This is a genomic window from Rhizobium sp. BK176 (assembly GCF_024808055.1).
Genome location: NZ_JANUBV010000013.1, coordinates 130,552 through 154,510, shown reverse-complemented (window position 1 = coordinate 154,510; position 23,959 = coordinate 130,552). Strand labels below are relative to the sequence as shown.

Sequence of the window (23,959 nt, the reverse complement as noted above, 5' to 3'; positions counted from 1 at the left end):
ATGGCTTTCCTCGAAATTTCCGGTCTCAAGAAGCGTTTCGGCTCATTGGAGATCCTCAAGGGCATCAACGTTGAGCTGGAGAAAGGTGGCTTCCTCGTGCTGGTCGGTCCGTCCGGGTGCGGCAAGTCGACCTTGCTCAACACGATCGCCGGTTTGGAATCGATCACCGAGGGTGACATCCGCGTCGATGGCCGGAGCATCGCCGACCTGCATCCGTCGAAGCGCGATATCGCCATGGTGTTCCAGAGCTACGCGCTCTATCCGAACATGACGGTCGCCGGAAACATCTCCTTCGGCATGGAGATGCGCGGCGTACCGGTGGAAGAGCGCAACAAGGCCATCGACAAGGTCGCCAAGGTGCTGCAGATCGGCCACCTGCTCAATCGCAAGCCGAGCCAGCTGTCGGGCGGCCAGCGGCAGCGCGTCGCCATGGGGCGCGCGCTCGTGCGGGATCCCAAGCTGTTCCTGTTCGATGAACCGCTTTCGAACCTGGACGCCAAGCTGCGTGTCGACATGCGCATCGAGATCAAGCGTCTGCACCAGGCGACCGGCACGACGATCGTCTATGTCACCCATGACCAGATCGAGGCGATGACGCTTGCCACCAAGATCGCGGTCATGCGGGATGGCGAAGTACAGCAGTTTGGAACGCCCGCAGAAATCTACAACAACCCGGCAAACATGTTCGTCGCCGACTTCATGGGTTCGCCGGCCATGAACCTTCTGTCGGGCACGATCGAGAAGGCCGCCTCGGGATTGACCGTGTCACTGGCTCGGCCTCATGGAGAACCGATCAAGCTTCCAGTTTCGTCGGGCAATGGTGCGCTTGAGGCACATGCGGGCCGGGAGATTGTCTTCGGCATCCGCCCGGAGGCGCTGACCGACCCGGATGGTGCAGACCGCAACGCCAAGGCTCTTGCCGAGAGCGACTGCCTGATCGAAGTGGTTGAACCGGCGGGATCGGACACGTTCGCCGTCACCAAGCTCGGTGGTAAAGAGGTTGTCGCGCGCCTGCGTGCGGACGCTCGCATTCAGGCCGGCCAGAATGCCCGCCTTGCGTTCAATCTCGATAAGGCCGTGTTCTTCGATCCGCAAAGCCAGACGCGCATCGCGTAGTCCGGTCTGGATTTTTGAGATGAACAGCACTCCTGATATCGTCATCATAGGCTCGGGCGTGGGTGGGTCGACTGTTGCCGCCGGACTGGCGGCGACCGGGGCCGAGATCCTGATCCTCGAGGCCGGCGACTTCATCGCCGATCGCCCGGAGAACCGCGACCAGCGGGCCATCTTCCAGCGCGGGCACTTTCGCCCGAAGGAGATGTGGTACGAGGCGGACGGCACGGCGTTCAATCCAGGCAACTACTACAATGTCGGCGGCAACTCGAAGTTCTACGGTGCGGTCCTTTCACGCTATCGCCGCGAGGATTTCACGGAGATCCGCCATAGGGAAGGTGTCTCGCCTGCGTGGCCATTTCCCTATGAGGTGCTTGAGCCGTGGTACAGCCGCGCGGAACGGATGTACGAGGTTCGGGGCAACCTCGGAGATGACCCCACAGAGCCCGCCCACTCAAGCGGTTATGAGTATCCGCCGGTGCCCGACGAGCCGCCGGTTGCCGATGTCAGAGCAAGACTGAAGGCGAAGGGGCTGCACCCATTTTCGCTGCCGTTGGGCGTGAACATCGACGCCTGGATAGCCAAGGCCAGGACGCCCTGGGACGCGCACCCGAACTCTCGCGATGGGAAAATGGATGCGGAGACCGCCGCGCTGCTCAAGGCGTTGAAATTTCCGAACGTTCGTCTCGAGACGAACGCCAAGGTGACGAGGCTCGAGGCAGGAGAAAACGGGAATATCGAGCGGGTCCGCTACCGCAAGAACGACGAGGATCTTGCTGTCGCTCCGAAGCTGGTCATTCTATCGGCCGGTGCCGTTCAGTCCGCCGTCCTGCTGCTGCGTTCGGCTGACGCGCGCCACCCGAAGGGGCTTGCAAATTCGTCCGATCAGGTCGGGCGGAATTTCATGAACCACAATTCGTCAGCGGTAATCGCCGTGTCGCCAACCTATCGGAACACGTCGGTCTACCAGAAAACGTTCGGGTTCAACGATTTCTACCTATCGGACGGCAACGGCGGGCCGCCGCTCGGGAACGTTCAGTTGCTGGGCAGGATCTCGGCTCAGGTGTTGAAGGGCTCGCTGTCCTGGGCCCCGGAATGGCTGCTCCAAAACATCACCGGCCATGCCATCGATTTCTATGCGATGAGCGAGGATATACCTCACCCGGAAAGTCGCGTGCGCGTGGACGGAGACCGTATCGTCCTGCAGTGGCAGCGGACAAATTGGGATGCGCATCTCGAACTGGTTTCGAAGCTGAAGGCCGTTCTCAAGTCGATCGGCTTCCCGATCGTCCTCTCGAAGCCGTTCGACAAGCGCACGCCTTCCCACCAGTGCGGTACCGTCAGGATCGGCAATGACCCCGCCAGCGCGCCGCTAGATCCTTATTGCCGTTCCTACGATCACCAGAACCTCTTTGTGGTGGATGCCAGCTTCCTGCCGACCTCGGCTGCGGTAAACCCCGCCCTCACGGTCGCCAGTCAGGCATTGCGGGTCGCCGACCACATTGCTTCGAAGGACCTGCGAGCATGACGGAAGGTGTCGAAAGGCCAGTCGCAATTGTAACCGGCGGACGACGCGGCATCGGTCTTGGGATCGCGAGCGCGCTGGCCAAAAGCGGCCACAACATCGTGATTACAGGTGTCGGAGCGGCGGAGGAGAGCAGGGACGTCATCGACGGGCTTCGCGGCTTCGGGATCGATGCGGTCTATCTGCAGGCGGATGTCTCGGACGTTTCCAGACATGATGAAACGGTCCGCGCGGTCCTTTCGAACTTTGGCCGTATCGATTGCCTCGTCAACAACGCCGGCATGGCAGCGGTCGTCCGTGGCGACTTCCTAAGTCTGCTTCCGGAAAATTTCGACACGATCATGGCGACGAACCTCAAGGGCACGGTGTTTTTCACGCAGGCCGTCGTGAAGGCAATGCTCGTGACGGGTGCCGTTCCCCATCCGAGATCGATCATCAACATCACGTCTGTCTCAGCCGAAGCCAGCTCGCCGGAGCGACTGGACTATTGCATCAGCAAGGCCGGTCTTGCCGCCTTCTCGCAGGGACTAGCACTGCGGCTCGCCGACTCGGGAATTGCCGTCTTCGAAGTGCGCCCCGGGATCATCCGGACCGACATGACGGCCGGCGTGACGTCGAAATACGACGCCCTCATCGACAGCGGCCTCGTCCCGATGAAACGATGGGGCGAGGCGGATGACCTCGGAAAAATCTGTGCGGCGCTGGCATCCGGTGACTTCGGTTTTGCCACCGGCACCGTGATCGACGCCGATGGCGGCCTGTCCATTCCTCGCTTGTAACGGGATAGAAATATGCGTTTCGACTACATCATTACCGGCGCCGGCCCTGCGGGATGCGTGCTTGCCAATCGCCTCAGCGAAGATCCCAACGTCAACGTCTTGCTGCTTGAGGCGGGTGGAGGCGACTGGAATCCGTTGTTCCATATGCCTGCGGGCTTTGCGAAAATGACGAAGGGTGTTGCGAGCTGGGGCTGGGAGACCGTGCCGCAGAAACACATGAAGGGCAGGGTGCTTCGCTATACACAGGCGAAGGTGATCGGCGGCGGCTCATCGATCAATGCCCAGCTTTATACGCGGGGTAACGCTGCAGACTACGACCTCTGGGCAAGCGAGGACGGATGTGAGGGCTGGGACTACCGCTCGATCTTGCCCTACTTCAAGCGCGCCGAAGACAATCAGCGCTTCGCCGATGACTATCATTCCTACGGCGGCCCGCTCGGTGTCTCGATGCCTGCCTCTCCGCTGCCGATCTGCGACGCCTATATCCGGGCCGGGCAGGAACTCGGCATTCCCTACAATCATGACTTCAATGGCCGGCAGCAGGCGGGTGTCGGTTTCTATCAGTTGACGCAGCGGGACCGCCGCCGATCATCGGCATCGTTGGCGTATCTTTCTCCGATTAAGGCCCGAAAGAACCTGGTAGTCCGGACAGGCGCAAGAGTTGCGCGCATCGTCCTCGAGGGCCATCGTGCCGTCGGTGTCGAGATCGCGACGGAGCGCGGCTCCGAGATCGTCCGTGCCGAACGCGAGGTGCTTGTGTCGTCCGGTGCGATTGGGTCGCCCAAGTTGCTGCTTCAATCGGGGATCGGTCCGGCCGACCACCTTAAGTCGGTCGGGGTCAAGGTCCGCCACGATCTGCCGGGCGTCGGTGGCAACCTTCAGGATCACCTTGATCTATTCGTCATTGCCGAGTGCACGGGCGACCACACCTATGACGGGGTTGCGAAACTTCACCGAACGATCTGGGCGGGCGTTCAGTATGTGCTGTTCCGAACCGGCCCGGTCGCCTCCTCTCTCTTTGAGACCGGCGGCTTCTGGTATGCCGACCCGGATGCGCGGTCGCCGGATATCCAGTTCCATCTTGGCTTGGGATCCGGGATCGAGGCTGGGGTTGAGCGCCTGAAGAACGCTGGTGTCACTCTGAATTCGGCTTATCTTCATCCTCGCTCTCGGGGAACCGTGCGACTTTCCTCGGCTGATCCGGGCGCTGCGCCGCTGATCGATCCGAACTACTGGTCCGACCCACATGACAAGGTTATGTCCCTCGAAGGGTTGAAGATTGCTCGCGAGATCATGCAGCAGGCGGCGCTCAAGCCGTATGTTCTGGCCGAGCGGCTGCCTGGACCGAAGGTCATGACCGATGAGCAGCTCTTCGACTATGGCTGTGCGAACGCGAAGACCGATCATCATCCGGTCGGCACCTGCAAGATGGGAACGGGACCGGAAGCTGTTGTCGGTCTCGATCTCAAGGTCCATGGTCTCGAGGGGCTTCGGGTATGCGATTCGTCGGTCATGCCGCGGGTCCCATCGTGTAACACCAACGCACCGACCATCATGGTTGGCGAACGAGGCTCCGACCTTATCCGTGGACTGCCGCCGTTGCCTGCAGCGATTTTTGCTCATGAGCGCAACGAGACGCGGCCGAGGGCAAGAGCGACCGTCCGCTAGACCGGGCATTCGGACGGCGAACTTTGAAAATGGGAGTAGGGTTTGATTTCCGATCCACGAGCGTTTTTGCAAACCCTGTTTCATGAGGCGGTCAAGGCCGCGGACCCCTACGAGGCACTGGTTCGTCATCTGCCGGATCCGCCGAAAGGCAGGACGATCGTCGTCGGGGCGGGCAAGGCAGCGAGCCAAATGGCGGCCGCATTTGAGCGGGCCTGGTCTCATCCATTTGAGGGCCTCGTCGTGGCCAGGCATGGGCCGATCGCCGAATGCCAATCGACCAAAATTCTTCAGGCGGCCCATCCCGTTCCAGATAGGGCCGGGCTTGTCGCGGCAGAAGCTCTTATAAACCACGTGCATGGGCTGACCTCCGACGATCTGGTCATTGCGCTGATATCCGGCGGCGGCTCGGCGCTTCTCCCAGCACCGCCGACCGGCTTCACCCTCGCCGACGAAAGCGCCCTCAACGAAGCGCTGCTGGCCTCCGGGGCTCCCATCTCAGGCATGAACGTGGTGCGGAAGCATTTCTCCCGCATCAAGGGAGGACGGCTTGCTACTCTTGCCCACCCCGCCAGGGTCGTCAGCCTTGTTGTATCCGATGTTCCCGGAGACAATCCGGCCTTTGTTGCGTCAGGGCCGACCGTTCCGGACAACAGCGATGCGGAGGAGGCGCTGCGAGTGATCCGGGACTATCGGATAGATCTTTCGGCGCGCGTCATCGATTGTATTCGAAATGCCAGAGCGCCACGCGCCGGCGACGGTGTCTTCGCCAACAACGAGGTTCATGTGATTGCCTCGGCGCGGGTGTCTCTGGAGGCGGCGGCCGACCGGGCGAGGTCTTTGGGCGTGCAACCTCTTATTCTCTCGGATTCGATCGAAGGGGAGGCGAAGGATATCGGCCGGATGCATGCGGCACTCGCCCGCGAGTTTTTGGCAAGGCCTCCCGCTTCCAAGCCGCTCGTGCTGCTTTCCGGCGGCGAGACAACCGTGAGTATCGGAGCCGGAACGTACGGCAAGGGCGGGCGAAACTCCGAACTGCTTCTCTCTGCGGCGATCGATCTACAGGGGTTCGAGGGGGTCGTGGCGATGGCTGCGGATACCGACGGCATCGACGGTTCGGAAGACAATGCCGGCGCGTTTTGCGACGGCGGAACAGTGGCGCGGATCAGAAGTGCGGGCGGCGATGCGCGCGCGTTCCTGGCGGGTCATGACGCATGGTCGGCCTTCAACCTTGCCGGCGATCTTTTTGTGCCGGGGCCGACCGGTACCAACGTGAATGACTTCCGCGCGTTTCTTTTAGCTTAGGGTTATAGGAAGACATCAGCCTTAGCGTGTGCCGGCTCTGAACGCGTTGCGTGACGCGTCCGGACAATCAAATCAGCGCGCCGCAAGCAAGCACGCGAGATGCATTCGACGCTAAGTCTTTGTTGTGTTTAAGAAGCCCGCCCCAGGCCCCTCGGGGGCGGGCTCTACCGATCCGGACCCCTTCCGGACCGCGGCTGATGGTGAGCCGCTGGAAATACAAATGCCCGGTGTTGCGCGATGAGACAACCGAAAGCTGTTCTGTTGGTTATTTGGTAAGGTTACCGACAGAGTCCTGTGTGTGGACATCCGGCGGGACTCTCTTCAACACTGCGTACGGGCGCGCTCCTCGACGGCGAGCGAGCGACGACGGAACAAAGGGAACAAGGGATAGGTCATGGTCGATCGGCTAAAGGGGAAAGTCGCAATCATCTCAGGTGGCGCAACGGGCATGGGCGGGGCGGCATCGCGGCTCTTCGCTGCCGAGGGCGCCAAAGTAGCGATCATCGACCGAAATGAAGCCGCGGCACGGCAAACGGCGGAGGAAATCCGCGCAGTTGGCCATGTGGCGGACTATTGGGTCGCCGATGTGTCCGAAGAGGCTGCCGTGATCCAGGCGGTGAAGGGCGTAGAGGAAAAGTTCGGCGCGGTCACCGTGCTCTTCAATCACGCCGGCACGATTGTCATCAAGCCGTTTCTGGAAACGACGCTCGATGAGTGGGAGTGGCTCCATGCGGTCAATGTGCGTTCGATGTTTCTGATGACGCGGGCCGTTCTGCCGGGGATGATCGCCGCGGGCGGCGGCTCCATCGTCTGCACGTCATCGATCTCGGCCGTGGCTGCGACGCCGATGGAAGTGCTTTACGACACCACGAAGGGAGCGGTGCATATGTTCGCGCGCGCGATCGGAGTGGAGTTCAGGGACCGGAACATTCGCTGCAATGCCGTCTGCCCCGGGTTCATCCGCACGCCGCACGGATTGCGCGAGGTGAGCGAATTGCAGAAGCTTGGCGTCGATGTGTCGGACGCTGCTATCGCCGCTCAGCAGGGTCGGATCGGCGAGCCAGAGGACGTGGCGCGCGCCGCGCTCTACCTCGCCAGTGACGAGTCGATGTTCGTCAATGGCGCGCACCTCTTTGTCGATAATGGGTTCACCGCTATCTAGGTGTGGGTGACTTGCCAGCGCAAAGATTAAGGGCCGAGATCGTCATCTCGGCCCTTGTCATTCGTGTGCTGCGTGAACTCGCTTACTCGGCCGTTTTCGCGGCGTGGCGGCGGCCCTTGCCGATATCGGGTAGGAAGATGGTCAGCAGGCCAAGCAGCGGCAAATACGAGCAGATCTTGTAGACGAACTCGATGCCCATATGGTCAGCCACCATGCCGAGGCCCGCGGCACCAATGCCCCCGATTCCGAAGGCAAAGCCGAAGAACAGACCGGCGATCATGCCAACGCGACCGGGCACCAACTCCTGCGCAAAGACAACAATGGCAGAGAAGGCGGAGGCCAGGATGACGCCGATCAGGAAGGTCAGGAAGACCGTCCAGTTGTAGTCGGCATAGGGCAGGGCAAGTGTAAAGGGCAGCGCGCCGAGGATTGAGAACCAGATCACAAACTTGGTGCCGAACCAGTCAACGATGGGACCCCCAGCAACGGTGCCGATAGCGACTGCGCCGAGAAACACGAACAGCAGAATCTGCGCGTGCTGCACGGAGACGCCGAAGCGCTCGATCATGTAGAAGGTGTAGTAGCTCGACAGGCTTGTCATGTAGACGTATTTCGAGAACACCAGCAGCGCGAGGATGCCGATCGCCGTGATGACCTTCGCGCGCGGGAGGTGTAAAGCAGGTACCGCTGCCTTGCGGCCGGCATTGCTTCTGCGGTGGTCGGCATACCAGGCACCGACGCGCCACAGGATGATAATGCCCGTCAAGGCGATGAGCGAGAACCATGCGACGCTATGCTGGCCGCGCGGCAACACGATGAATGCCGCGAGAAGCGGCCCGATCGCGGTACCGAAGTTGCCGCCAACCTGGAACAGCGATTGGGCAAGACCATGGCGTCCGCCCGATGCCAGCCGAGCGACACGCGAAGATTCCGGATGGAATACCGCCGAGCCGAGCCCGACCACACCCGCACCGATGAGAAGCACCCAATAGGCGTGCGCGTAGGCGAGCAGCACCAGGCCGATCAGCGTGAAGCCCATGCCGACGGCCAAGGAATAAGGCAACGGGCGCTTGTCGGTGTAGATACCGATCAGCGGCTGTAGGAGCGATGCCGTGACCTGGAACACGAGGCCAAGGAAGCCGATCTGCGTGAAGTCGAGGCCGTAGCCATCCTTGATCATCGGATAGAGGGCAGGGATCAGCGACTGCATGGTATCGTTGAGGAGATGGCAGAAGCTCACGGCCATGATGATGCCGAAAACTGTCTGTTCCGCAGAGTGCCGCTCTGCCGTCATTGCGCTGTCTGTCACGATTCTGCTCCGTCCTTTGACGATCTGGAGATAGACGACTTGCCGATGTCCCGCTTTCGTGTTTTGGTCTTGTTGTTTCGCGAGTGGGCCAAAAATGACAAAATCTGGACAGAGGTTGGCGATGAGCGAGCTGGCCAAGCTCCACGTAGAGCGCCTTGCGGCTATTGAGGCCGCCTCGGAGCCGGTCTACGCGATCCCCTCGGAATATCCGGCCGGTTATCATGTGAAGGCTCACAGGCATAGCCGCGCGCAGTTTGTCTATGCCAGCGCGGGCGTCCTGATGGTGTCCTCTGTGCAGGGGCGCTGGATGGTGCCGCCAGAGCATGCGTTATGGATTCCGGCAGGGCTCGTCCATACCGTCGATATGCTGGGTGACGTCGCGATGCTCTCGGCCTATGTCGCGCCGAGTGAGCTGGCGGATCCTCCAACGGCCATCCGCGTCGTCGCTCTGACAGATCTTGCCCGAGCTTTGATCATCGAAGCCGTTGCGCCGGCGGATGGCAGGAGCAGTCGGCACGATCTTGTCATGGCGCTACTGCTCGAGGAGGTCCTGCGGCTACCTGATCGCCCGCTGGGACTGCCGTTTCCGTCCGATGCGCGTCTGGCGGCGCTTTGCCGCGGCTTCATGGAAAATCCGAGTGCTCGGCTGGTGATCGACGACTGGGCCGAGCGTCTTGCGATGAGCCGGCGGGCGTTTACGCGATTCTTTCGGAAGGAAACGGGAATCAGTCTGTCGACGTGGCGGCAGCAGGCGGCCGTATTTACCGCTTTACCACGCCTCGCAGCCGGGGAGGCGGTCACCGCCGTCGCACTCGATCTTGGCTACGAGAGTGTCGCCGCCTTCATCACGATGTTCAGGCGCATGCTGGGGACCGCCCCGCGAGGCTATTTCAAAACGCCTGAAAACCCCTGATTTGCGGGCCGGAATGTGCACCTATCACCCGCAGTCCTTTCCGGGTATTACGTTTACGTCCACGGCAGATCTGTGGGTTTCCGAAATTCGGATAACATTCGTTTGACATTCGAATAATCTTCGTTTTAACTGCATTTACTTTCGCAACTGCGCAGGCATGTTGCGTTGCGGCATATTGTGGCTTGGAGGGGGAACGTGAGCCGTCAGATTCACGATCTTTTCATTATCGGTGGTGGCATCAACGGCTGCGGAATCGCGCGAGACGCGATCGGGCGCGGCTATTCGGTCGCGCTTGCCGAAATGAACGATTTCGCCTCCGGCACGTCCTCCGGGGCGACCAAGCTCATTCATGGCGGCTTGCGGTATCTCGAGCATTACGAGTTTCGTCTGGTACGCGAATCGCTGATGGAGCGCGAAGTGCTCTGGGCGATGGCGCCGCACATCATCTGGCCGATGCGCTTCGTGCTGCCCTATCATAAGGGCGGTATCCGCCCGGCATGGCTCATTCGGCTTGGACTGTTTCTCTATGACCATCTCGGCGGTCGCAAGCTGCTCCCGCCCACGGCGGTCCTCGACATGCGACGGGATCCGGCCGGAAAGCCGCTGAAGGCGCTTTTCACCAAGGCCTTCGAGTATTCGGATGGCTGGGTTGATGATGCGCGCATGGTCGTTCTCAATGCGCGAGACGCTGCCGACCGCGGTGCGCTGATCATGCCTCGGACGAAGGTCGTCTCGGCGCGGCGCGAGAACGGCTTGTGGTCCATCGAAACGACAGACACCGTGAGCGGGCAGGCGAGCAGCTTCCAGGCGCGGATGCTGGTGAATGCCGCCGGGCCCTGGGTCGATCACGTTATTCGTGCGGCCTTCGGGCAGAACGAGGCGCATCATGTGCGGCTCGTGCAGGGCAGCCATATCATCGTGAAGAAGAAGTTCGACGATCCGCGGGCCTATTTCTTCCAGAATCCTGATAACCGCATCATCTTCGCGATCCCCTACGAGCAGGACTTCACGCTGATCGGCACCACCGACCGCGACTACTCGGCCGATCCGAAGGATGTGAAAATATCCGAGGAAGAGACGACCTATCTCTGCAACGCGGCAAGCGAATATTTCAAAGAACCGGTGCGGCCGGACGACATCGTCTGGACCTATTCGGCGGTGCGCCCGCTATTCGACGACGGCGCCTCGAAGGCGCAAGAGGCAACCCGCGACTACGTTCTGAAAGTCGAAGGCGAGGGTGAAAGCGCCCCGCTGCTCAACGTCTTTGGCGGCAAGCTCACCACTTACCGGCGCCTTTCCGAGCATGCTTTGGAAAAGATCGCGTCGGCGATCGGTTCGAAAGGCGCGCCATGGACAGCGAAGAGCCATCTACCCGGCGGCGATTTTCCCGCAACCGGCTATGAGGCGGAGGTGACGAAGCTGAAGGGGCGTTATGGCTTCCTGGCCGACCGCCACGCGCGCCGACTGGTGCGCCGCTACGGTACGAAGGCGTCGGTCCTGCTTGGGCAAGCGGCCAGCACCGAGGATCTCGGGCACTGTTTTGGTGGCGATCTCTACGAGGCAGAGGTTCGCTATCTCATTGAACACGAATGGGCCAGAAGCGCAGACGATGTGCTCTGGCGGAGAACGAAAGACGGCCTGCGTCTAACCAAGGAACAGGCTGTGCTGTTGGAGGAGTACATGGCCGCACGACCGGCACAGATGGCTGGTTGAAACGGCAATGTCCCCGCTGTTGAGGAGGCACGGGAACCGGAATGCTTGAGTTGCGGAACGCCGCGAAGATGGTGGGTGGGGAATATCATATCCACGCGACCGATCTTACGTTTGAAAAAGGCACGTTGAATGTGCTGCTGGGACCGACGCTGTCCGGCAAGACGTCGCTGATGCGACTGATGGCCGGGCTCGACCGACCGACCAGCGGTTCGGTCCATTTCGATGGCGTTGATGTGACCGGCATGCCGGTGCAGAAGCGCAATGTCGCGATGGTCTACCAGCAGTTCATCAACTACCCGGCTCTGACAGTCTACGAGAACATCGCCTCGCCGATGCGCATTGCCGGCAAGGATACGACGACGATCGATCGCGAGGTGCGCAAAGCCGCCGACCTGATGCGTCTCACGCCGTATCTCGACCGGACGCCGCTTAATCTGTCCGGTGGCCAGCAGCAGCGTACGGCGCTTGCCCGTGCTCTCGTCAAGAACGCCAGCCTGGTTCTGATGGACGAACCGCTCGCTAACCTTGACTACAAGCTTCGCGAGGAGTTGCGGGCCGAACTGCCGCGTATCTTTGCGCAATCCGGTGCCATCTTTGTCTACGCGACGACGGAACCTTCCGAGGCGCTTCTGCTCGGCGGCAATACGGCGACGCTTTCCGAAGGACGTGTGACACAGTTCGGGCCGACGATCTCCGTCTATCGAAACCCGCGCGATCTCGTGACCGCGAAAACATTCGCCGATCCGCCGCTCAATTTCATCGATGTCGTCAAGGCTGGCAGTGTGTTTCGGCGGAAGGAGGTCGATATCCTGCCCGTGCCTGCGCATCTGGCCGGAATGGCTGACGGGTCCGTCACCATTGCTTTCCACCCGCACCACCTCGGTCTTTCACCGCAGACGTCAGCCGCGGCAAGGTTGCAGGCTCGCACGCAGGTTTCGGAGATCACCGGTTCCGAAAGCTTCGTGCATCTGGATTTCGATGGCATCCGCTGGGTGATGCTCGCCCACGGCATCCACAACATCGATCCGGATACCGAGGTCGACATCTATCTCGACACACGTCACGTCATGGCCTTCGGCACCGATGGCCATGCCATTGCAAGCGGCGTTCAGGCGTAAGGGAGAAGGACATGGCACGCATCACGCTCGACCACATCCGTCACGCCTATGGACCGAACCCGACGTCGGACAAAGATTACGCACTTCGCGAAGTCGATCACGAATGGCGGGACGGTGGCGCCTACGCGCTCCTCGGACCGTCCGGTTGCGGAAAGACGACGCTGCTCAACATCATTTCCGGCCTGCTGCAGCCATCGCATGGCCGCATCCTGTTCGATGGAAACGATGTGACGAACCTCTCAACACAGGCGCGCAATATCGCGCAGGTGTTCCAGTTCCCTGTCATCTACGACACGATGACCGTTTACGACAATCTGGCCTTTCCGCTGCGCAACCGTGGTGTTGCCGAGCCGGAAGTCGATCGCCGCGTACGTGAGATTCTCGAGATGATCGACCTCGGGGGGATGGCCAAGCGCAAGGCGCAGGGCTTGACCGCCGACCAGAAGCAGAAGATCTCGCTCGGCCGTGGACTGGTACGCAACGACGTCAATGCGATCCTGTTCGACGAGCCTTTGACGGTTATTGACCCGCATATGAAGTGGGTGCTGCGTTCGCAGTTGAAGCGACTGCACAAGCAGTTCGGCTTCACGATGGTCTATGTGACGCACGACCAGACGGAGGCGCTGACCTTCGCCGACAAGGTCGTCGTCATGTACGAGGGCGAAATCGTCCAGATCGGCACGCCGGCGGAGCTTTTCGAGCGTCCCAGCCACACCTTCGTTGGCTATTTCATCGGCTCGCCGGGCATGAATGTGCTGCCCGTGCAATTGCAGGGCAATGCGGTTCGCATCGGTAACGAAACGCTGTCGCTAGACTATGCGCCGCAAACAGCTGCCGGTGCGAAGACGGAGCTCGGCATCCGTCCGGAGTTCATCAATATTGGCCGCGAAGGAATGTCGGTGACCGTCAACAGGGTTGAAGATATCGGCCGACAGAAGATCGTGCGCGCGACCTTTGCGGGGCAACCCATCGCTATCGTCGTGACGGAAGACTCGGAAATCCCGGCGGATGCGCGGGTGACCTTCGATGCGGCTGCAATCAATATTTACGCCAATTCCTGGCGCGTCGGCAGGGAGGGCTGAACCATGGAAAAGACCTGGAACAACAAGGCTTGGTTTCTGGTTCTGCCGGTCCTGGTGCTGGTCGCCTTCTCGGCCGTCATCCCGCTGATGACGGTTGTGAACTACTCGGTACAGGATACGTTCGGCAACAACGAGTTCTTCTGGGCCGGTACCGACTGGTTCGTGCAGACGCTCCATTCCGACCGCTTCTGGGCGGCACTGCAGCGAAACCTGATCTTCTCTCTGATCATCCTGGCGCTCGAAATCCCGCTTGGCATCTTCATCGCGCTCAACATGCCGAAGAAGGGCCTCGGAGTTCCCGTCTGCCTCGTGCTGATGGCGCTGCCGCTGCTCATTCCGTGGAACGTGGTCGGTACGATCTGGCAGGTTTTCGGTCGCGTCGACATCGGCCTGCTCGGCCATACGCTCGAGGCGATGGGTTTCGACTATAACTATGTTCGCGATCCGCTCGATGCCTGGATCACGGTTATCCTTATGGACGTCTGGCACTGGACGAGCCTCGTTGTGCTCTTGTGCTATGCTGGCCTGGTCTCGATCCCTGACGCCTACTATCAGGCGGCGAAGATCGACGGTGCGTCGCGCTGGTCCGTGTTCCGCTACATCCAGCTGCCGAAGATGAACCGCGTGCTTCTCATCGCCGTGCTGTTGCGCTTCATGGACAGTTTCATGATCTATACCGAACCCTTCGTCGTCACCGGCGGCGGCCCCGGCAACTCGACGACCTTCTTGTCGATCGACCTCGTGAAGATGGCCGTCGGCCAGTTCGACCTCGGTCCCGCTGCGGCAATGTCGATCATCTACTTCCTGATCATCCTGCTGCTGTCGTGGATCTTCTACACCGTCATGACCAGCAGCGACGCGAACGCCTGAGAAAGGAGAGGACCATGGCTCAGACAATGAAATACAAGCCTGCGGGCAACTTCTCCTGGGTCGTTTCGACGATCTACATCATCTTCCTGCTGCTGCCGATCTACTGGCTCGTCAACATGAGCTTCAAGGAGAATGCCGAGATCACCGGTGCCTTCTCGCTCTGGCCGAAGAACCCGACGCTCGGGAATTATATGGTGATCTTCACCGATCCGTCCTGGTACAACGGCTACATCAATTCGATCATCTACGTGGTGATGAACACGGTGATCTCAGTGCTGGCAGCGCTGCCGGCGGCCTACGCCTTCTCGCGCTACCGGTTCCTCGGCGACAAGCACCTGTTCTTCTGGCTGCTGACGAACCGGATGGCACCGCCCGCGGTCTTCGCGCTGCCGTTCTTCCAGCTCTACTCGGCCTTCGGCCTGATCGACACGCATATAGCGGTCGCGCTTGCCCACTGCCTGTTCAACGTCCCGCTGGCGGTCTGGATCCTCGAAGGCTTCATGTCCGGCGTGCCGAAGGAAATCGACGAGACCGCCTATATCGACGGCTATTCCTTCCCGCGCTTCTTCGTGAAGATCTTCATGCCGCTGATCGCATCGGGCATCGGTGTCGCCGCCTTCTTCTGCTTCATGTTCTCGTGGGTTGAATTGCTTCTGGCACGTACGCTGACGACGACCGCGGCCAAGCCGATCTCGGCAATCATGACGCGTACCGTGTCGGCTGCCGGCATGGACTGGGGCGTGCTGGCGGCGGCCGGCGTGCTGACCATCGTTCCGGGCGCGCTCGTCATCTACTTCGTCCGCAATTACATCGCCAAGGGCTTCGCGCTCGGTCGCGTCTGACAAGGGAGAACCACTCATGAACTTTTCCTGGATGGCGTGGACGCTGCCGACCGCATTGTTTTTCCTGACGATCCTCGCGCTGCTGGTGGGCATGAGCATCTGGGAATATTTCGCGCCGGGGGGTTCACCACGCGTCGGCGTCCTCCGGTTCGAAACCACGCGTGGCGACCGGCTCTTCGTATCGCTGCTTGGCGCAGCATTCATTCATCTCGCATGGCTGGGCCTCGTCGGGCCCAACCTGTGGTGGGCTCTTGCCCTCTCCGTAGTCTACGCCATCGGCGTCTTCCGCTACGTGTGACGGCAGGAAAAGACAGATGGCCGGGGGTACTGGCCGCCTGAAACGTGAAGACTGCAATCGCAACCCTGGGAGGATATCATGCGAAGGCACTTACTAACGACAACAGCAGGCATCTTGCTGGCCATGGCGGGCGCCGCCTATGCCGGCATGGATGAAGCAAAGACTTTTCTGGACAAGGAAGTCGGCGATCTCTCGACGCTTTCCCGCGCCGACCAGGAAAAGGAAATGCAGTGGTTCATCGATGCCGGGAAGCCTTTCGCCGGCATGGACATCAAGGTCGTTTCCGAAACCCTGACGACGCACGAGTATGAATCGAAGGTTCTTGCGCCAGCCTTCACGGCAATCACCGGCATCAAGGTCACGCACGACCTGATCGGCGAAGGTGACGTCGTCGAAAAGCTGCAGACGCAGATGCAGTCGGGCGAAAACATCTACGATGCCTATGTCAACGACTCTGACCTGATCGGTACGCATTGGCGCTACCAGCAGGCCCGCTCGCTGACCGACTGGATGGCGAACGAAGGCAAGGATGTCACCAACCCGGGACTCGACATCAACGACTTCATCGGCACCAAGTTCACGACCGCGCCGGACAAGAAGCTCTATCAGCTTCCTGACCAGCAGTTCGCGAACCTCTACTGGTTCCGGTACGACTGGTTCAACGACGAGAAGAACAAGGCCGACTTCAAGGCGAAGTACGGGTACGATCTCGGCGTTCCGGTCAACTGGTCTGCCTATGAAGATATCGCCGAGTTCTTCACCGGCCGTGAAGTGAACGGCAAGAAGGTCTTCGGCCACATGGACTACGGCAAGAAGGACCCGTCGCTCGGATGGCGCTTCACCGACGCCTGGCTCTCGATGGCCGGCAACGGCGACAAGGGTCTTCCGAACGGCCTTCCGGTCGATGAGTGGGGCATCAAGGTTGATGAGAACTCGCGTCCGGTCGGTTCGTGCGTCGCGCGCGGCGGCGACACGAACGGCCCGGCTGCCGTCTATTCGATCCAGAAGTACCTGGATTGGTTGAAGGCCTATGCACCGCCGGCAGCGCAGGGCATGAACTTCTCCGAATCCGGCCCCGTGCCGGCGCAGGGCGAAGTGGCTCAGCAGATCTTCTGGTACACCGCCTTTACGGCTGATGCCGTCAAGCCGGGCCTGCCCGTCGTCAACGAGGACGGCACGCCAAAGTGGCGCATGGCTCCGAGCCCGCACGGGGTCTACTGGAAGGACGGCATGAAGCTCGGCTATCAGGACGTCGGTTCCTGGACGCTGATGAAGTCGACGCCTGACGACCGTGCCAAGGCCGCATGGCTCTATGCGCAGTTCGTCACCTCGAAGACGGTCGACGTGAAGAAGAGCCATGTCGGTCTCACCTTCATCCGCGAATCCACCATTCGCGACAAGAGCTTCACGGAGCGCGCTCCGAAGCTCGGCGGTCTGATCGAGTTCTATCGCTCGCCGGCCCGCGTCCAGTGGTCGCCGACCGGCACCAACGTTCCTGACTATCCGAAGCTGGCACAGCTTTGGTGGCAGGCCGTCGGCGATGCATCCTCCGGTGCCAAGACCGCGCAGGAAGCCATGGATTCGCTTTGCGCCGAGCAGGAAAAGGTCCTGCAGCGCCTGGAGCGTGCCAAGGTGCAGGGCGATATCGGTCCGAAGCTCGCTGAAGAGCACGATCTCGAATACTGGAACAAGGATGCGGTCGCCAAGGGCAACCTCGCTCCCCAGCTGAAGATCGAGAACGAGAAGGAAAAGCCGGTTACCGTCAACTACGACGAACTGGTCAAGAGCTGGCAGTCGAACTGATCAGCGCTCGGTCGGGTACGAGGCCCGGCCAATAGCAATGCCGACGGCGCTGAGCCGCCGTCGGCACCCACCACGATAAGAAAACGACCTATTAGGCTGGCGCGTTTGCGGCGGCAAGGCGAACTATTGCGCCGGAGAAGAGCATGAGCGGCCATATTCTCGCGATCGACCAAGGCACGACGTCCTCGCGCGCGATCGTCTTCGACGCCGGGATGAAGATGATCTCGTCAGCACAGGAGGAGATCAAGCAATCCTATCCTCAACCGGGCTGGGTCGAACACGACCCGGACGAAATTTGGACCACGGTAGTCAATACGGCCCGGCAAGCTTTGGGAAGTGCCAATGTTCCGGTCACCGATATCGCTGCGATCGGGATTACCAACCAACGCGAGACGACTGTCGTCTGGGAACGCAGGTCGGGTAGGGCGCTCTACAAGGCCATTGTATGGCAGGACCGGCGCACGGCTGAAGTCTGCGACAGTCTCAAGGCTGACGGCTACGAGAAGCTTTTCAACGCGAAGACCGGCCTGCTGCTTGACCCCTATTTTTCCGGGACGAAGCTGCGCTGGCTGCTCGACAACGTCGAAGGACTGCGGGACCGCGCCGAAGCCGGCGAAGTGTGCTTTGGCACCGTCGATAGCTGGCTGATCTTCAATCTAACCAGCGGGCGGGTTCATGCGACCGATGCCACCAACGCGTCCCGAACGCTGCTTTTCAATATCACCGAGGGTCGGTGGGACGAGGAGCTTCTCGGCCTTCTCCGGATCCCGGCATCGATGCTTCCGGAGGTCAAGGATTGTGCCGACGATTTCGGCGTCACCGATCGCGAGATCTTCGGAGCGTCCATTCGGATCCTTGGGGTCGCCGGTGACCAGCAGGCGGCGACCATCGGCAATGCCTGCTTCAAGCCCGGCATGATGAAATCAACTTATGGCACCGGTTGCTTTGCTCTCCTCAATACCGGCCAAGACTGCGTGGCCTCCAGCAACAGGATGATTACGACGGTCGCTTACCGGCTTGCCGGCAAGACGACCTATGCGCTGGAAGGCTCGATTTTTATCGCTGGCGCAGCGGTGCAATGGCTGCGCGACGGCCTTGGTCTTATTTCGCACGCCTCGGAGAGTGGTGCACTGGCGACGCGCTCGGACCCAAGCCAGCAGGTCTATGTCGTGCCGGCCTTTACGGGGCTCGGCGCACCGTATTGGGATCCGGAGGCGCGTGGCGCGATTTTTGGTTTGACCCGAAACAGCGGCCCGGCGGAACTGACGCATGCGGTGCTCGAATCCGTCGCCTACCAGACGCTCGATCTCCTGATCGCGATGCGGAAAGATTGGGGCGGCCATCACATCGAGACGGTCTTGCGGGTCGATGGCGGCATGGCAAGTTCCGACTGGACGATGCAGCGTGTTGCCGATGTTGTCGGCAATCTGGTGGACCGGTCCGCCGTTGTCGAGACAACGGCGCTGGGCGCCGCCTGGCTCGCCGGTTCCAGAGCCGCGGTCTGGCCGGATCAGGAGCAATTTGGAAAGGCCTGGGCTTGCAACCGCCGATTCCAGCCGTCGATGCAAGAGACAGAGAGGCAGACGAAAATCGCGGGCTGGCGCAACGCTGTGTCTCGTACGCTGTCGGGCGCGCAATATGGCAGTCCGCTGGCCTGAATTGTAGTTATGCGCCTTCATTGTGGGCACCGCCTCGCCATGAAGTCTTCAGGTGGCTGTCAGAAAATCCGGCCATGGCTGGCGAATATTGTCGACAGCCATGAATTATTTCTGATCCAATCCTGGTTTCGTCGACGCCAAATTTTGACGCGGAGACGACCAATTGAACGAGAATGCCACCAAGGTCCGCCTGATCGACCGGCGACCTGAAATCGGCAGCGTGACGCTTTGCTTTGCCACCACTCTCTACCTGCTCTTTGTGACAAACCGCTCGTTTTGGAGTACGGCCTACGGCGATTTCGCGACTGATCACCTGTCGTTTGTACTTTTTGTCATCGGGATTTCTGCAGTCTGCATGGCAATCGTGACTGCCTTCTCCGCCAAGTACCTCACCAAACCTTTCTTGATCTTTTTTGTGCTCGCAGCCGCCGCCGGTTCTTGGTTTACCGATCAGTTCGGTGTGATCGTCGACAAGGAGATGATCCGCAACGCTGCGGTGTCAACGGGCGCGGAGGCGGGGCATCTGATAACGGTGCGGTTTGCGTTGCATATGCTGCTGGCCGGAGTGTTGCCGTCGCTGGTGATTAGCTGGGTGCGTATTCGGCATCGACCGGTGCTGTCCAAGCTTGCTCATAATACGGGCGTGATCCTGGCCTGCCTGGCGGTTTTCGCCGTCGTCGGCTTCGGCGATTACAGGGCCTTTGCCGGGGTCGGGCGTGCGCACCGGGACATCCTCGATCGACTGAACCCATTTTTGCCGATTACCAGCACCATTCGCTATGCCGTTTCGTCGGAAGAGGATGCGCGGGTCGTCGCGGCGCCGCTTGGTACGGATGCACACAGGATCAACACAGCCGGTCTCAACAAGCCACGTGTGACAATCATAGTCGCGGGCGAGACGGCCCGCGCCGACGATTTCTCGCTGGGCGGCTACCAGCGCAAGACGAATCCTGAACTTGAAAAGCAGAATGTCGTCTATTTTCCGAATACGACCAGCTGCGGGACGGCGACGGCGGTCTCCATCCCGTGCATGTTCTCCGTCTATCCGCGCACTGCCTATACGCATCGGAAGAGCCTTGCGACCGAGAACCTGCTCGACGTGCTGAGCCACGCAAAGGTTGACGTCTCCTGGATGGACAATGATACCGGCAGCTACCACGTTACTGACCGGGTTGCCTACACCTCACTGCCGAAGTCCGCCGACCCACGCTTTTGCAAGGACGGTGAGTGCCTCGATGGTATCCTGCTCGACCAGGTCGACGATTGGCTCGATCATGTGAAGGGCGACAGTGTATTGGTCCTGCACCAACTCGGTAGCCACGGGCCGGCCTACTTTGCTCGTTATCCCGACGAGTATAGGCGTTTCGTTCCCGACTGCAGGGCCAACGACTTTGGCAGCTGCACGGCCCAAGAGATTACCAATGCCTACGACAATACGATCCTCTACACGGATCACGTGGTTTCAAGTGTCATCGATAGGCTGAAGCAACATTCCGACAAAGTTGCTGGTGCGGCGATCTACCTTTCGGACCATGGGGAATCGCTTGGCGAGAACGGGATCTACCTCCATGGCGCGCCCTATATCGTGGCGCCGTCGCAGCAGACCCATGTGCCGTTCCTCGTATGGGTCGGCGACGATCTCGCGAAATCCGCCGGCTTCGATATGAGTTGCATGGCCAAGCAAGCAGACGAAGGCCGTTCGCACGACAACTTCTTCCACAGCGTGCTCGGGCTCATGGACGTGACGACCAAGATCTATGATCCACACCTGGACGTGTTCGCCGCGTGCCGGCGGACGGACAAGGTCGCGAGCATCCGATAATGACCACGTGGCGTAGGCAGGAGTGCCTGCTGAGCTAATCACGCTCGGATGGCCGCTCCTTCAGGCGGCCAGTTCACGTCTCAGTGCTTGCAGTTTGCCGCCTTCATGCGCTCGGAAAGCTCCGAGAGCCCGAAGGGCTTCACCAGGAAATCGTCCGCGCCGCTCCGGAGGCCCTCGATCTGGTCAGAGGCCTGGTCGTGCGCGGTGAGAATGATGACAGGAACGGAGTTTGCCTTTCTCCGGAGGGCCTTCAACAGCGTTAGGCCGTTGCCGTCGGGCAGGCGCAGATCGAGCAGGATCACGCCGTAGTTGCCCGTTTCGGCGGCTTGCGTCGCCTCCGCGAGATTGAGACACCAGTCGACTGAATGACCGTCGGCTGCGATGTGATCACGCACCGCGTCGCCCAACAGGATGTTGTCCTCGACCAACAATACGTTCACGCGCTGTCTCCACTACTGCATGCCTGCTGTGCGACAGCGTGCGCAGTCACCATGAGGGTTCGTTTGGCGTCGCTTTTTTTGCGCCGCAAGGATTTCTAATGGGATCGTTAGCTGACAGCGGCCTTAAACATGCGTGCCGAAATGGGTTGTTGAAGTATGAACTTCAAAAACAGCATCTTCAGCAGGACCGTCGAGCCAAACATAAGTTCTGGTCCTCAGCCGGGTGTTTTGACGTCCGAGCCGGCGAGCAACGAAAGCTCGCTGGCCGTCTTCATCACCATTGTTATCGTTTGGCTGATGTCCGGTGCAGCAGGCGCGTTGACCAGCGCGATATAGGGGCAGGTGAGGGCCGCTATGCAGCGCCCATCCGGGCCAAGAATCGGTGCCGATAGGTTGTGTACGCCTGCCGTTTGGGCGCTGGCCATCATTTCGTAGCCGCGTTCGCGAATAAGGGCGAGATGCTGGTAGAAACCCGGTTCGAGCTTCACCTCGTCGCGGCTGCGCGCGTGTTCCGCGATCATCATCTGGCGCTCCTCGTTACTTTTGAAGGCGAGAAGCACGTGGCCGGAACCGGTATCGAAAAGACTCATATGCGAGCCGACGCGGATCGAGATACCCCAATAGTCCGGTGCCTCGTGTTGGGCGATCACAACTGCCGCGCCGCGATCAAAGACGACGAGGTGGTTCGCCTGTTTTGTCCGCTGCGCGAGTTCGCGCATCAGCGGCGTGGCGAAGGACGCCAGTCGACGCGTTGGCGCATGCAACTGCGACAGGCCGAATAGCTTGAGGGTGAGGGTGAATCGGTCGCCCTCGAGCTTTGTCACGTAGCCGCGTCGGACGAGCCGGTCGAGCATTCGATAGAATTCGTTGGGGCTGCGATCGAGACGCTTGGCGATTTCTGCCTGGGTCAGGCCTTGCTCGACGCCCGCCAAAAGCTCAAGGATATCGAGCCCTTTATCCAGCGCCGGTGCGCGGTACCGATCAGCGTCGTCTGCTTGCATCAACTTCTCCTGTGAATGCTACTTTACATATACAAATGCACAGACGCGGGAAAGCGAGGAAAGGCGGATGCAGTGTCGCGCGGCCGGTTCTGTCGACTATGGATGTCGAAGAGGCTAGGTTCGTTGCCGTTCCATCTCGCTTCACGTGTTGCCAGGATTTTCGACGATGTTTCTGACGGATGAAGAGTTCAGTGTAATCAAGGCGTTTCGGCGGGAGCTTCACCGTCATCCGGAGATATCCGGCAAAGAGGCACAAACGGCGTTGCGTGTGGAAGAAGCACTTGGACTCACTGGACCCGACGGCATCGTTACCGGCATCGGCGGACACGGCCTGGCAGCTGTCTTCGAAGGAACGAAGCCAGGCCCGACCGTCTTGATCCGTGCGGAGCTGGACGGCCTGCCGATCGAGGAAATCTCTGACGCGGCGCATCGCTCTGCCATACCCGGCCGGGGGCACCTCTGCGGTCATGACGGTCACATGGCGATCCTTATGGCGGTTGCGAAGGGGTTGGGGCAGATGCGGCCAGCCCGCGGGCGCGCAATCCTGATGTTCCAACCGGCCGAAGAAAACGGCGCGGGCGCAGCGGCCGTGCTTGCGGATCCCAAGTTTGCCGCCTTAAAGCCGGATCTATCGCTGTCACTTCATAATTTCCCAGGTGTTCGGCTTGGCCATGTCCTTCTCAAGGAGGGGCCCGTCAACTGCGCCTCGCGCGGAATGAAGATCGCTTTGAAAGGCAAGACGTCGCACGCTTCCTATCCGGAGCAGGGCATCGCACCGACTTTCGCGATGGCGCGCTTGCTCGGTGATTTGACGTCGCTCGGCAACAATGGTCCGCTGGGGCCGGATTACTCGCTGGTTACGGTCACGCATGCGCGTCTCGGTGAACCGGCCTTTGGCATCAGTCCTGGAGAGGCGCAGATCTGGGCAACCCTACGGACATTGACCGATGAAGCCATGGCCGCCCTGGTTTCACGCGCGGAGGAACTGGTTCGGACTGAGGCAGATACTGGACACCTGCAGGTGGAGATCAGCTACGAGGACGTGTTCCATCAATGCTACAACTCTGCCGAAGCGGTGGCGGAGTTGCGGCGAGCGCTGGATGACGAGGGCGTGAGCCATGACGCAACAAGCAGTATGTTGCCGATGAAGGCATCCGAAGATTTCGGTCTGTTCCGAACCGTGGCACCGGCCGCGATGTTCTTTCTCGGCGCCGGCGAAGCTCATCCGCGCCTACACAACCCGGATTACGATTTTCCCGATGAATTGATTGCCACTGGTTCGGGCGTTTTCATGCGAGCCATCAGAAACATACTGGGATGACCTGAAACCTCGCCTGAAGGAGCACAGCGACAAGGAGCACATCAGCGACCGGCGGGAACCGGATGCCGAGAGTCGTCGGATGATCCTGTCGGATTGCCGAGTCAAAAGCGTCTTAGGAAACTAATCTCTCAGGTTGAAATTAGGTTCGCGATCATTGATCGACAGCCGCGTGGAATTGCGCAATATTCGCAGCATCAGGCGTGCCTCTAGCAAAGCGAGG

The 23,959-nt window shown here is 60.4% G+C and carries 20 protein-coding genes; 17 read left to right on the top strand and 3 right to left on the bottom strand.

Annotated features, from left to right (window positions below; translation table 11 throughout):
- The 6 genes from FHT76_RS29250 (at position 1) to FHT76_RS29225 (ending at position 7,549) form a co-directional block, all read left to right on the top strand.
- Positions 1-1,116, top strand: a complete 1,116-nt coding sequence (locus FHT76_RS29250) for an ABC transporter ATP-binding protein (protein ID WP_183756224.1) — start codon at positions 1-3, stop codon at positions 1,114-1,116.
- Positions 1,117-1,135: 19 nt separating this feature from the next.
- Positions 1,136-2,641: a GMC oxidoreductase gene (locus FHT76_RS29245; protein WP_183862971.1), complete on the top strand. Its 1,506-nt coding sequence runs from the start codon at positions 1,136-1,138 to the stop codon at positions 2,639-2,641.
- Positions 2,638-3,417, top strand: coding sequence for a 3-ketoacyl-ACP reductase (locus FHT76_RS29240; protein WP_183862969.1), 780 nt, complete (start codon positions 2,638-2,640; stop codon positions 3,415-3,417). The genes FHT76_RS29245 and FHT76_RS29240 overlap by 4 nt, the downstream gene beginning before the upstream one ends.
- A gap of 12 nt (positions 3,418-3,429) precedes the next feature.
- Positions 3,430-5,085 (top strand): GMC family oxidoreductase, encoded by a 1,656-nt coding sequence (locus tag FHT76_RS29235; RefSeq protein WP_183862967.1) that lies wholly within the window; start codon positions 3,430-3,432, stop codon positions 5,083-5,085.
- Positions 5,086-5,127: 42 nt separating this feature from the next.
- A complete protein-coding gene (locus tag FHT76_RS29230; protein ID WP_259127958.1) occupies positions 5,128-6,387 on the top strand; it encodes a glycerate kinase in 1,260 nt (419 codons plus the stop codon).
- A 394-nt stretch (positions 6,388-6,781) separates the two neighbouring features.
- Entirely contained in the window at positions 6,782-7,549 is a 768-nt protein-coding gene (locus tag FHT76_RS29225; protein ID WP_183862963.1) for an SDR family NAD(P)-dependent oxidoreductase, read from the top strand.
- 82 nt (positions 7,550-7,631) lie between these two features.
- Here FHT76_RS29225 and FHT76_RS29220 read toward each other — a convergent pair whose 3' ends face one another.
- Positions 7,632-8,843 (bottom strand): MFS transporter, encoded by a 1,212-nt coding sequence (locus FHT76_RS29220; protein WP_183863036.1) that lies wholly within the window; start codon positions 8,841-8,843, stop codon positions 7,632-7,634.
- Between the two features lie 109 nt (positions 8,844-8,952).
- Between FHT76_RS29220 and FHT76_RS29215 the strand changes: the two genes are divergently transcribed.
- The 10 genes from FHT76_RS29215 to FHT76_RS29170 all read left to right on the top strand — a co-directional run bounded on the left by FHT76_RS29215 (position 8,953) and on the right by FHT76_RS29170 (position 20,977).
- Complete coding sequence (locus FHT76_RS29215) at positions 8,953-9,771, top strand: helix-turn-helix domain-containing protein (protein WP_183862961.1); 819 nt, start codon at positions 8,953-8,955, stop codon at positions 9,769-9,771.
- A gap of 195 nt (positions 9,772-9,966) precedes the next feature.
- Positions 9,967-11,484: a glycerol-3-phosphate dehydrogenase gene (gene glpD / locus FHT76_RS29210; protein WP_183862959.1), complete on the top strand. Its 1,518-nt coding sequence runs from the start codon at positions 9,967-9,969 to the stop codon at positions 11,482-11,484.
- Between the two features lie 41 nt (positions 11,485-11,525).
- Entirely contained in the window at positions 11,526-12,602 is a 1,077-nt protein-coding gene (locus FHT76_RS29205) for an ABC transporter ATP-binding protein (RefSeq protein ID WP_183862957.1), read from the top strand.
- A gap of 11 nt (positions 12,603-12,613) precedes the next feature.
- Complete coding sequence (locus FHT76_RS29200; protein ID WP_183756233.1) at positions 12,614-13,684, top strand: ABC transporter ATP-binding protein; 1,071 nt, start codon at positions 12,614-12,616, stop codon at positions 13,682-13,684.
- Positions 13,685-13,687: 3 nt separating this feature from the next.
- On the top strand, positions 13,688-14,554 hold the full coding sequence (locus tag FHT76_RS29195; RefSeq protein WP_016554372.1) for a carbohydrate ABC transporter permease: 867 nt from the start codon (positions 13,688-13,690) through the stop codon (positions 14,552-14,554).
- A gap of 14 nt (positions 14,555-14,568) precedes the next feature.
- Positions 14,569-15,396 carry a carbohydrate ABC transporter permease gene (locus FHT76_RS29190; protein WP_016554371.1) on the top strand — a complete coding sequence of 276 codons (828 nt, stop codon included), beginning with the start codon at positions 14,569-14,571 and terminating at the stop codon, positions 15,394-15,396.
- Between the two features lie 16 nt (positions 15,397-15,412).
- A complete protein-coding gene (locus FHT76_RS29185; protein ID WP_183756234.1) occupies positions 15,413-15,694 on the top strand; it encodes a DUF2160 domain-containing protein in 282 nt (93 codons plus the stop codon).
- 78 nt (positions 15,695-15,772) lie between these two features.
- On the top strand, positions 15,773-17,497 hold the full coding sequence (locus tag FHT76_RS29180; protein ID WP_183756235.1) for an ABC transporter substrate-binding protein: 1,725 nt from the start codon (positions 15,773-15,775) through the stop codon (positions 17,495-17,497).
- 143 nt (positions 17,498-17,640) lie between these two features.
- Positions 17,641-19,155, top strand: coding sequence for a glycerol kinase GlpK (gene glpK / locus FHT76_RS29175; protein ID WP_183862955.1), 1,515 nt, complete (start codon positions 17,641-17,643; stop codon positions 19,153-19,155).
- 163 nt (positions 19,156-19,318) lie between these two features.
- Positions 19,319-20,977 (top strand): phosphoethanolamine transferase, encoded by a 1,659-nt coding sequence (locus FHT76_RS29170; protein WP_183862952.1) that lies wholly within the window; start codon positions 19,319-19,321, stop codon positions 20,975-20,977.
- An 80-nt stretch (positions 20,978-21,057) separates the two neighbouring features.
- Here FHT76_RS29170 and FHT76_RS29165 read toward each other — a convergent pair whose 3' ends face one another.
- Together FHT76_RS29165 and FHT76_RS29160 are read right to left on the bottom strand one after the other, a co-directional pair.
- A complete protein-coding gene (locus FHT76_RS29165) occupies positions 21,058-21,417 on the bottom strand; it encodes a response regulator (protein ID WP_016554366.1) in 360 nt (119 codons plus the stop codon).
- Between the two features lie 215 nt (positions 21,418-21,632).
- Entirely contained in the window at positions 21,633-22,418 is a 786-nt protein-coding gene (locus tag FHT76_RS29160) for an IclR family transcriptional regulator (protein ID WP_183756239.1), read from the bottom strand.
- A gap of 166 nt (positions 22,419-22,584) precedes the next feature.
- Between FHT76_RS29160 and FHT76_RS29155 the strand changes: the two genes are divergently transcribed.
- A complete protein-coding gene (locus FHT76_RS29155; RefSeq protein ID WP_183862950.1) occupies positions 22,585-23,739 on the top strand; it encodes an amidohydrolase in 1,155 nt (384 codons plus the stop codon).
- Positions 23,740-23,959: the final 220 nt, after the last annotated feature.

Excerpts from the sequence above, each read along its gene's own strand:
- FHT76_RS29205 (WP_183862957.1), top strand. The coding sequence starts at position 11,526 with ATGCTTGAGTTGCGGAACGCCGCGAAGATGGTGGGTGGGGAATATCAT.
- FHT76_RS29155 (WP_183862950.1), top strand. The coding sequence starts at position 22,585 with ATGTTTCTGACGGATGAAGAGTTCAGTGTAATCAAGGCGTTTCGGCGG.
- FHT76_RS29180 (WP_183756235.1), top strand. The coding sequence starts at position 15,773 with ATGCGAAGGCACTTACTAACGACAACAGCAGGCATCTTGCTGGCCATG.
- FHT76_RS29220 (WP_183863036.1), bottom strand. The coding sequence starts at position 8,843 with ATGACGGCAGAGCGGCACTCTGCGGAACAGACAGTTTTCGGCATCATC.
- FHT76_RS29200 (WP_183756233.1), top strand. The coding sequence starts at position 12,614 with ATGGCACGCATCACGCTCGACCACATCCGTCACGCCTATGGACCGAAC.
- FHT76_RS29185 (WP_183756234.1), top strand. The coding sequence starts at position 15,413 with ATGAACTTTTCCTGGATGGCGTGGACGCTGCCGACCGCATTGTTTTTC.
- FHT76_RS29160 (WP_183756239.1), bottom strand. The coding sequence starts at position 22,418 with ATGCAAGCAGACGACGCTGATCGGTACCGCGCACCGGCGCTGGATAAA.
- FHT76_RS29215 (WP_183862961.1), top strand. The coding sequence starts at position 8,953 with ATGACAAAATCTGGACAGAGGTTGGCGATGAGCGAGCTGGCCAAGCTC.
- FHT76_RS29190 (WP_016554371.1), top strand. The coding sequence starts at position 14,569 with ATGGCTCAGACAATGAAATACAAGCCTGCGGGCAACTTCTCCTGGGTC.
- FHT76_RS29250 (WP_183756224.1), top strand. The coding sequence starts at position 1 with ATGGCTTTCCTCGAAATTTCCGGTCTCAAGAAGCGTTTCGGCTCATTG.
- glpK (WP_183862955.1), top strand. The coding sequence starts at position 17,641 with ATGAGCGGCCATATTCTCGCGATCGACCAAGGCACGACGTCCTCGCGC.
- FHT76_RS29240 (WP_183862969.1), top strand. The coding sequence starts at position 2,638 with ATGACGGAAGGTGTCGAAAGGCCAGTCGCAATTGTAACCGGCGGACGA.
- FHT76_RS29195 (WP_016554372.1), top strand. The coding sequence starts at position 13,688 with ATGGAAAAGACCTGGAACAACAAGGCTTGGTTTCTGGTTCTGCCGGTC.
- FHT76_RS29225 (WP_183862963.1), top strand. The coding sequence starts at position 6,782 with ATGGTCGATCGGCTAAAGGGGAAAGTCGCAATCATCTCAGGTGGCGCA.
- FHT76_RS29235 (WP_183862967.1), top strand. The coding sequence starts at position 3,430 with ATGCGTTTCGACTACATCATTACCGGCGCCGGCCCTGCGGGATGCGTG.
- FHT76_RS29245 (WP_183862971.1), top strand. The coding sequence starts at position 1,136 with ATGAACAGCACTCCTGATATCGTCATCATAGGCTCGGGCGTGGGTGGG.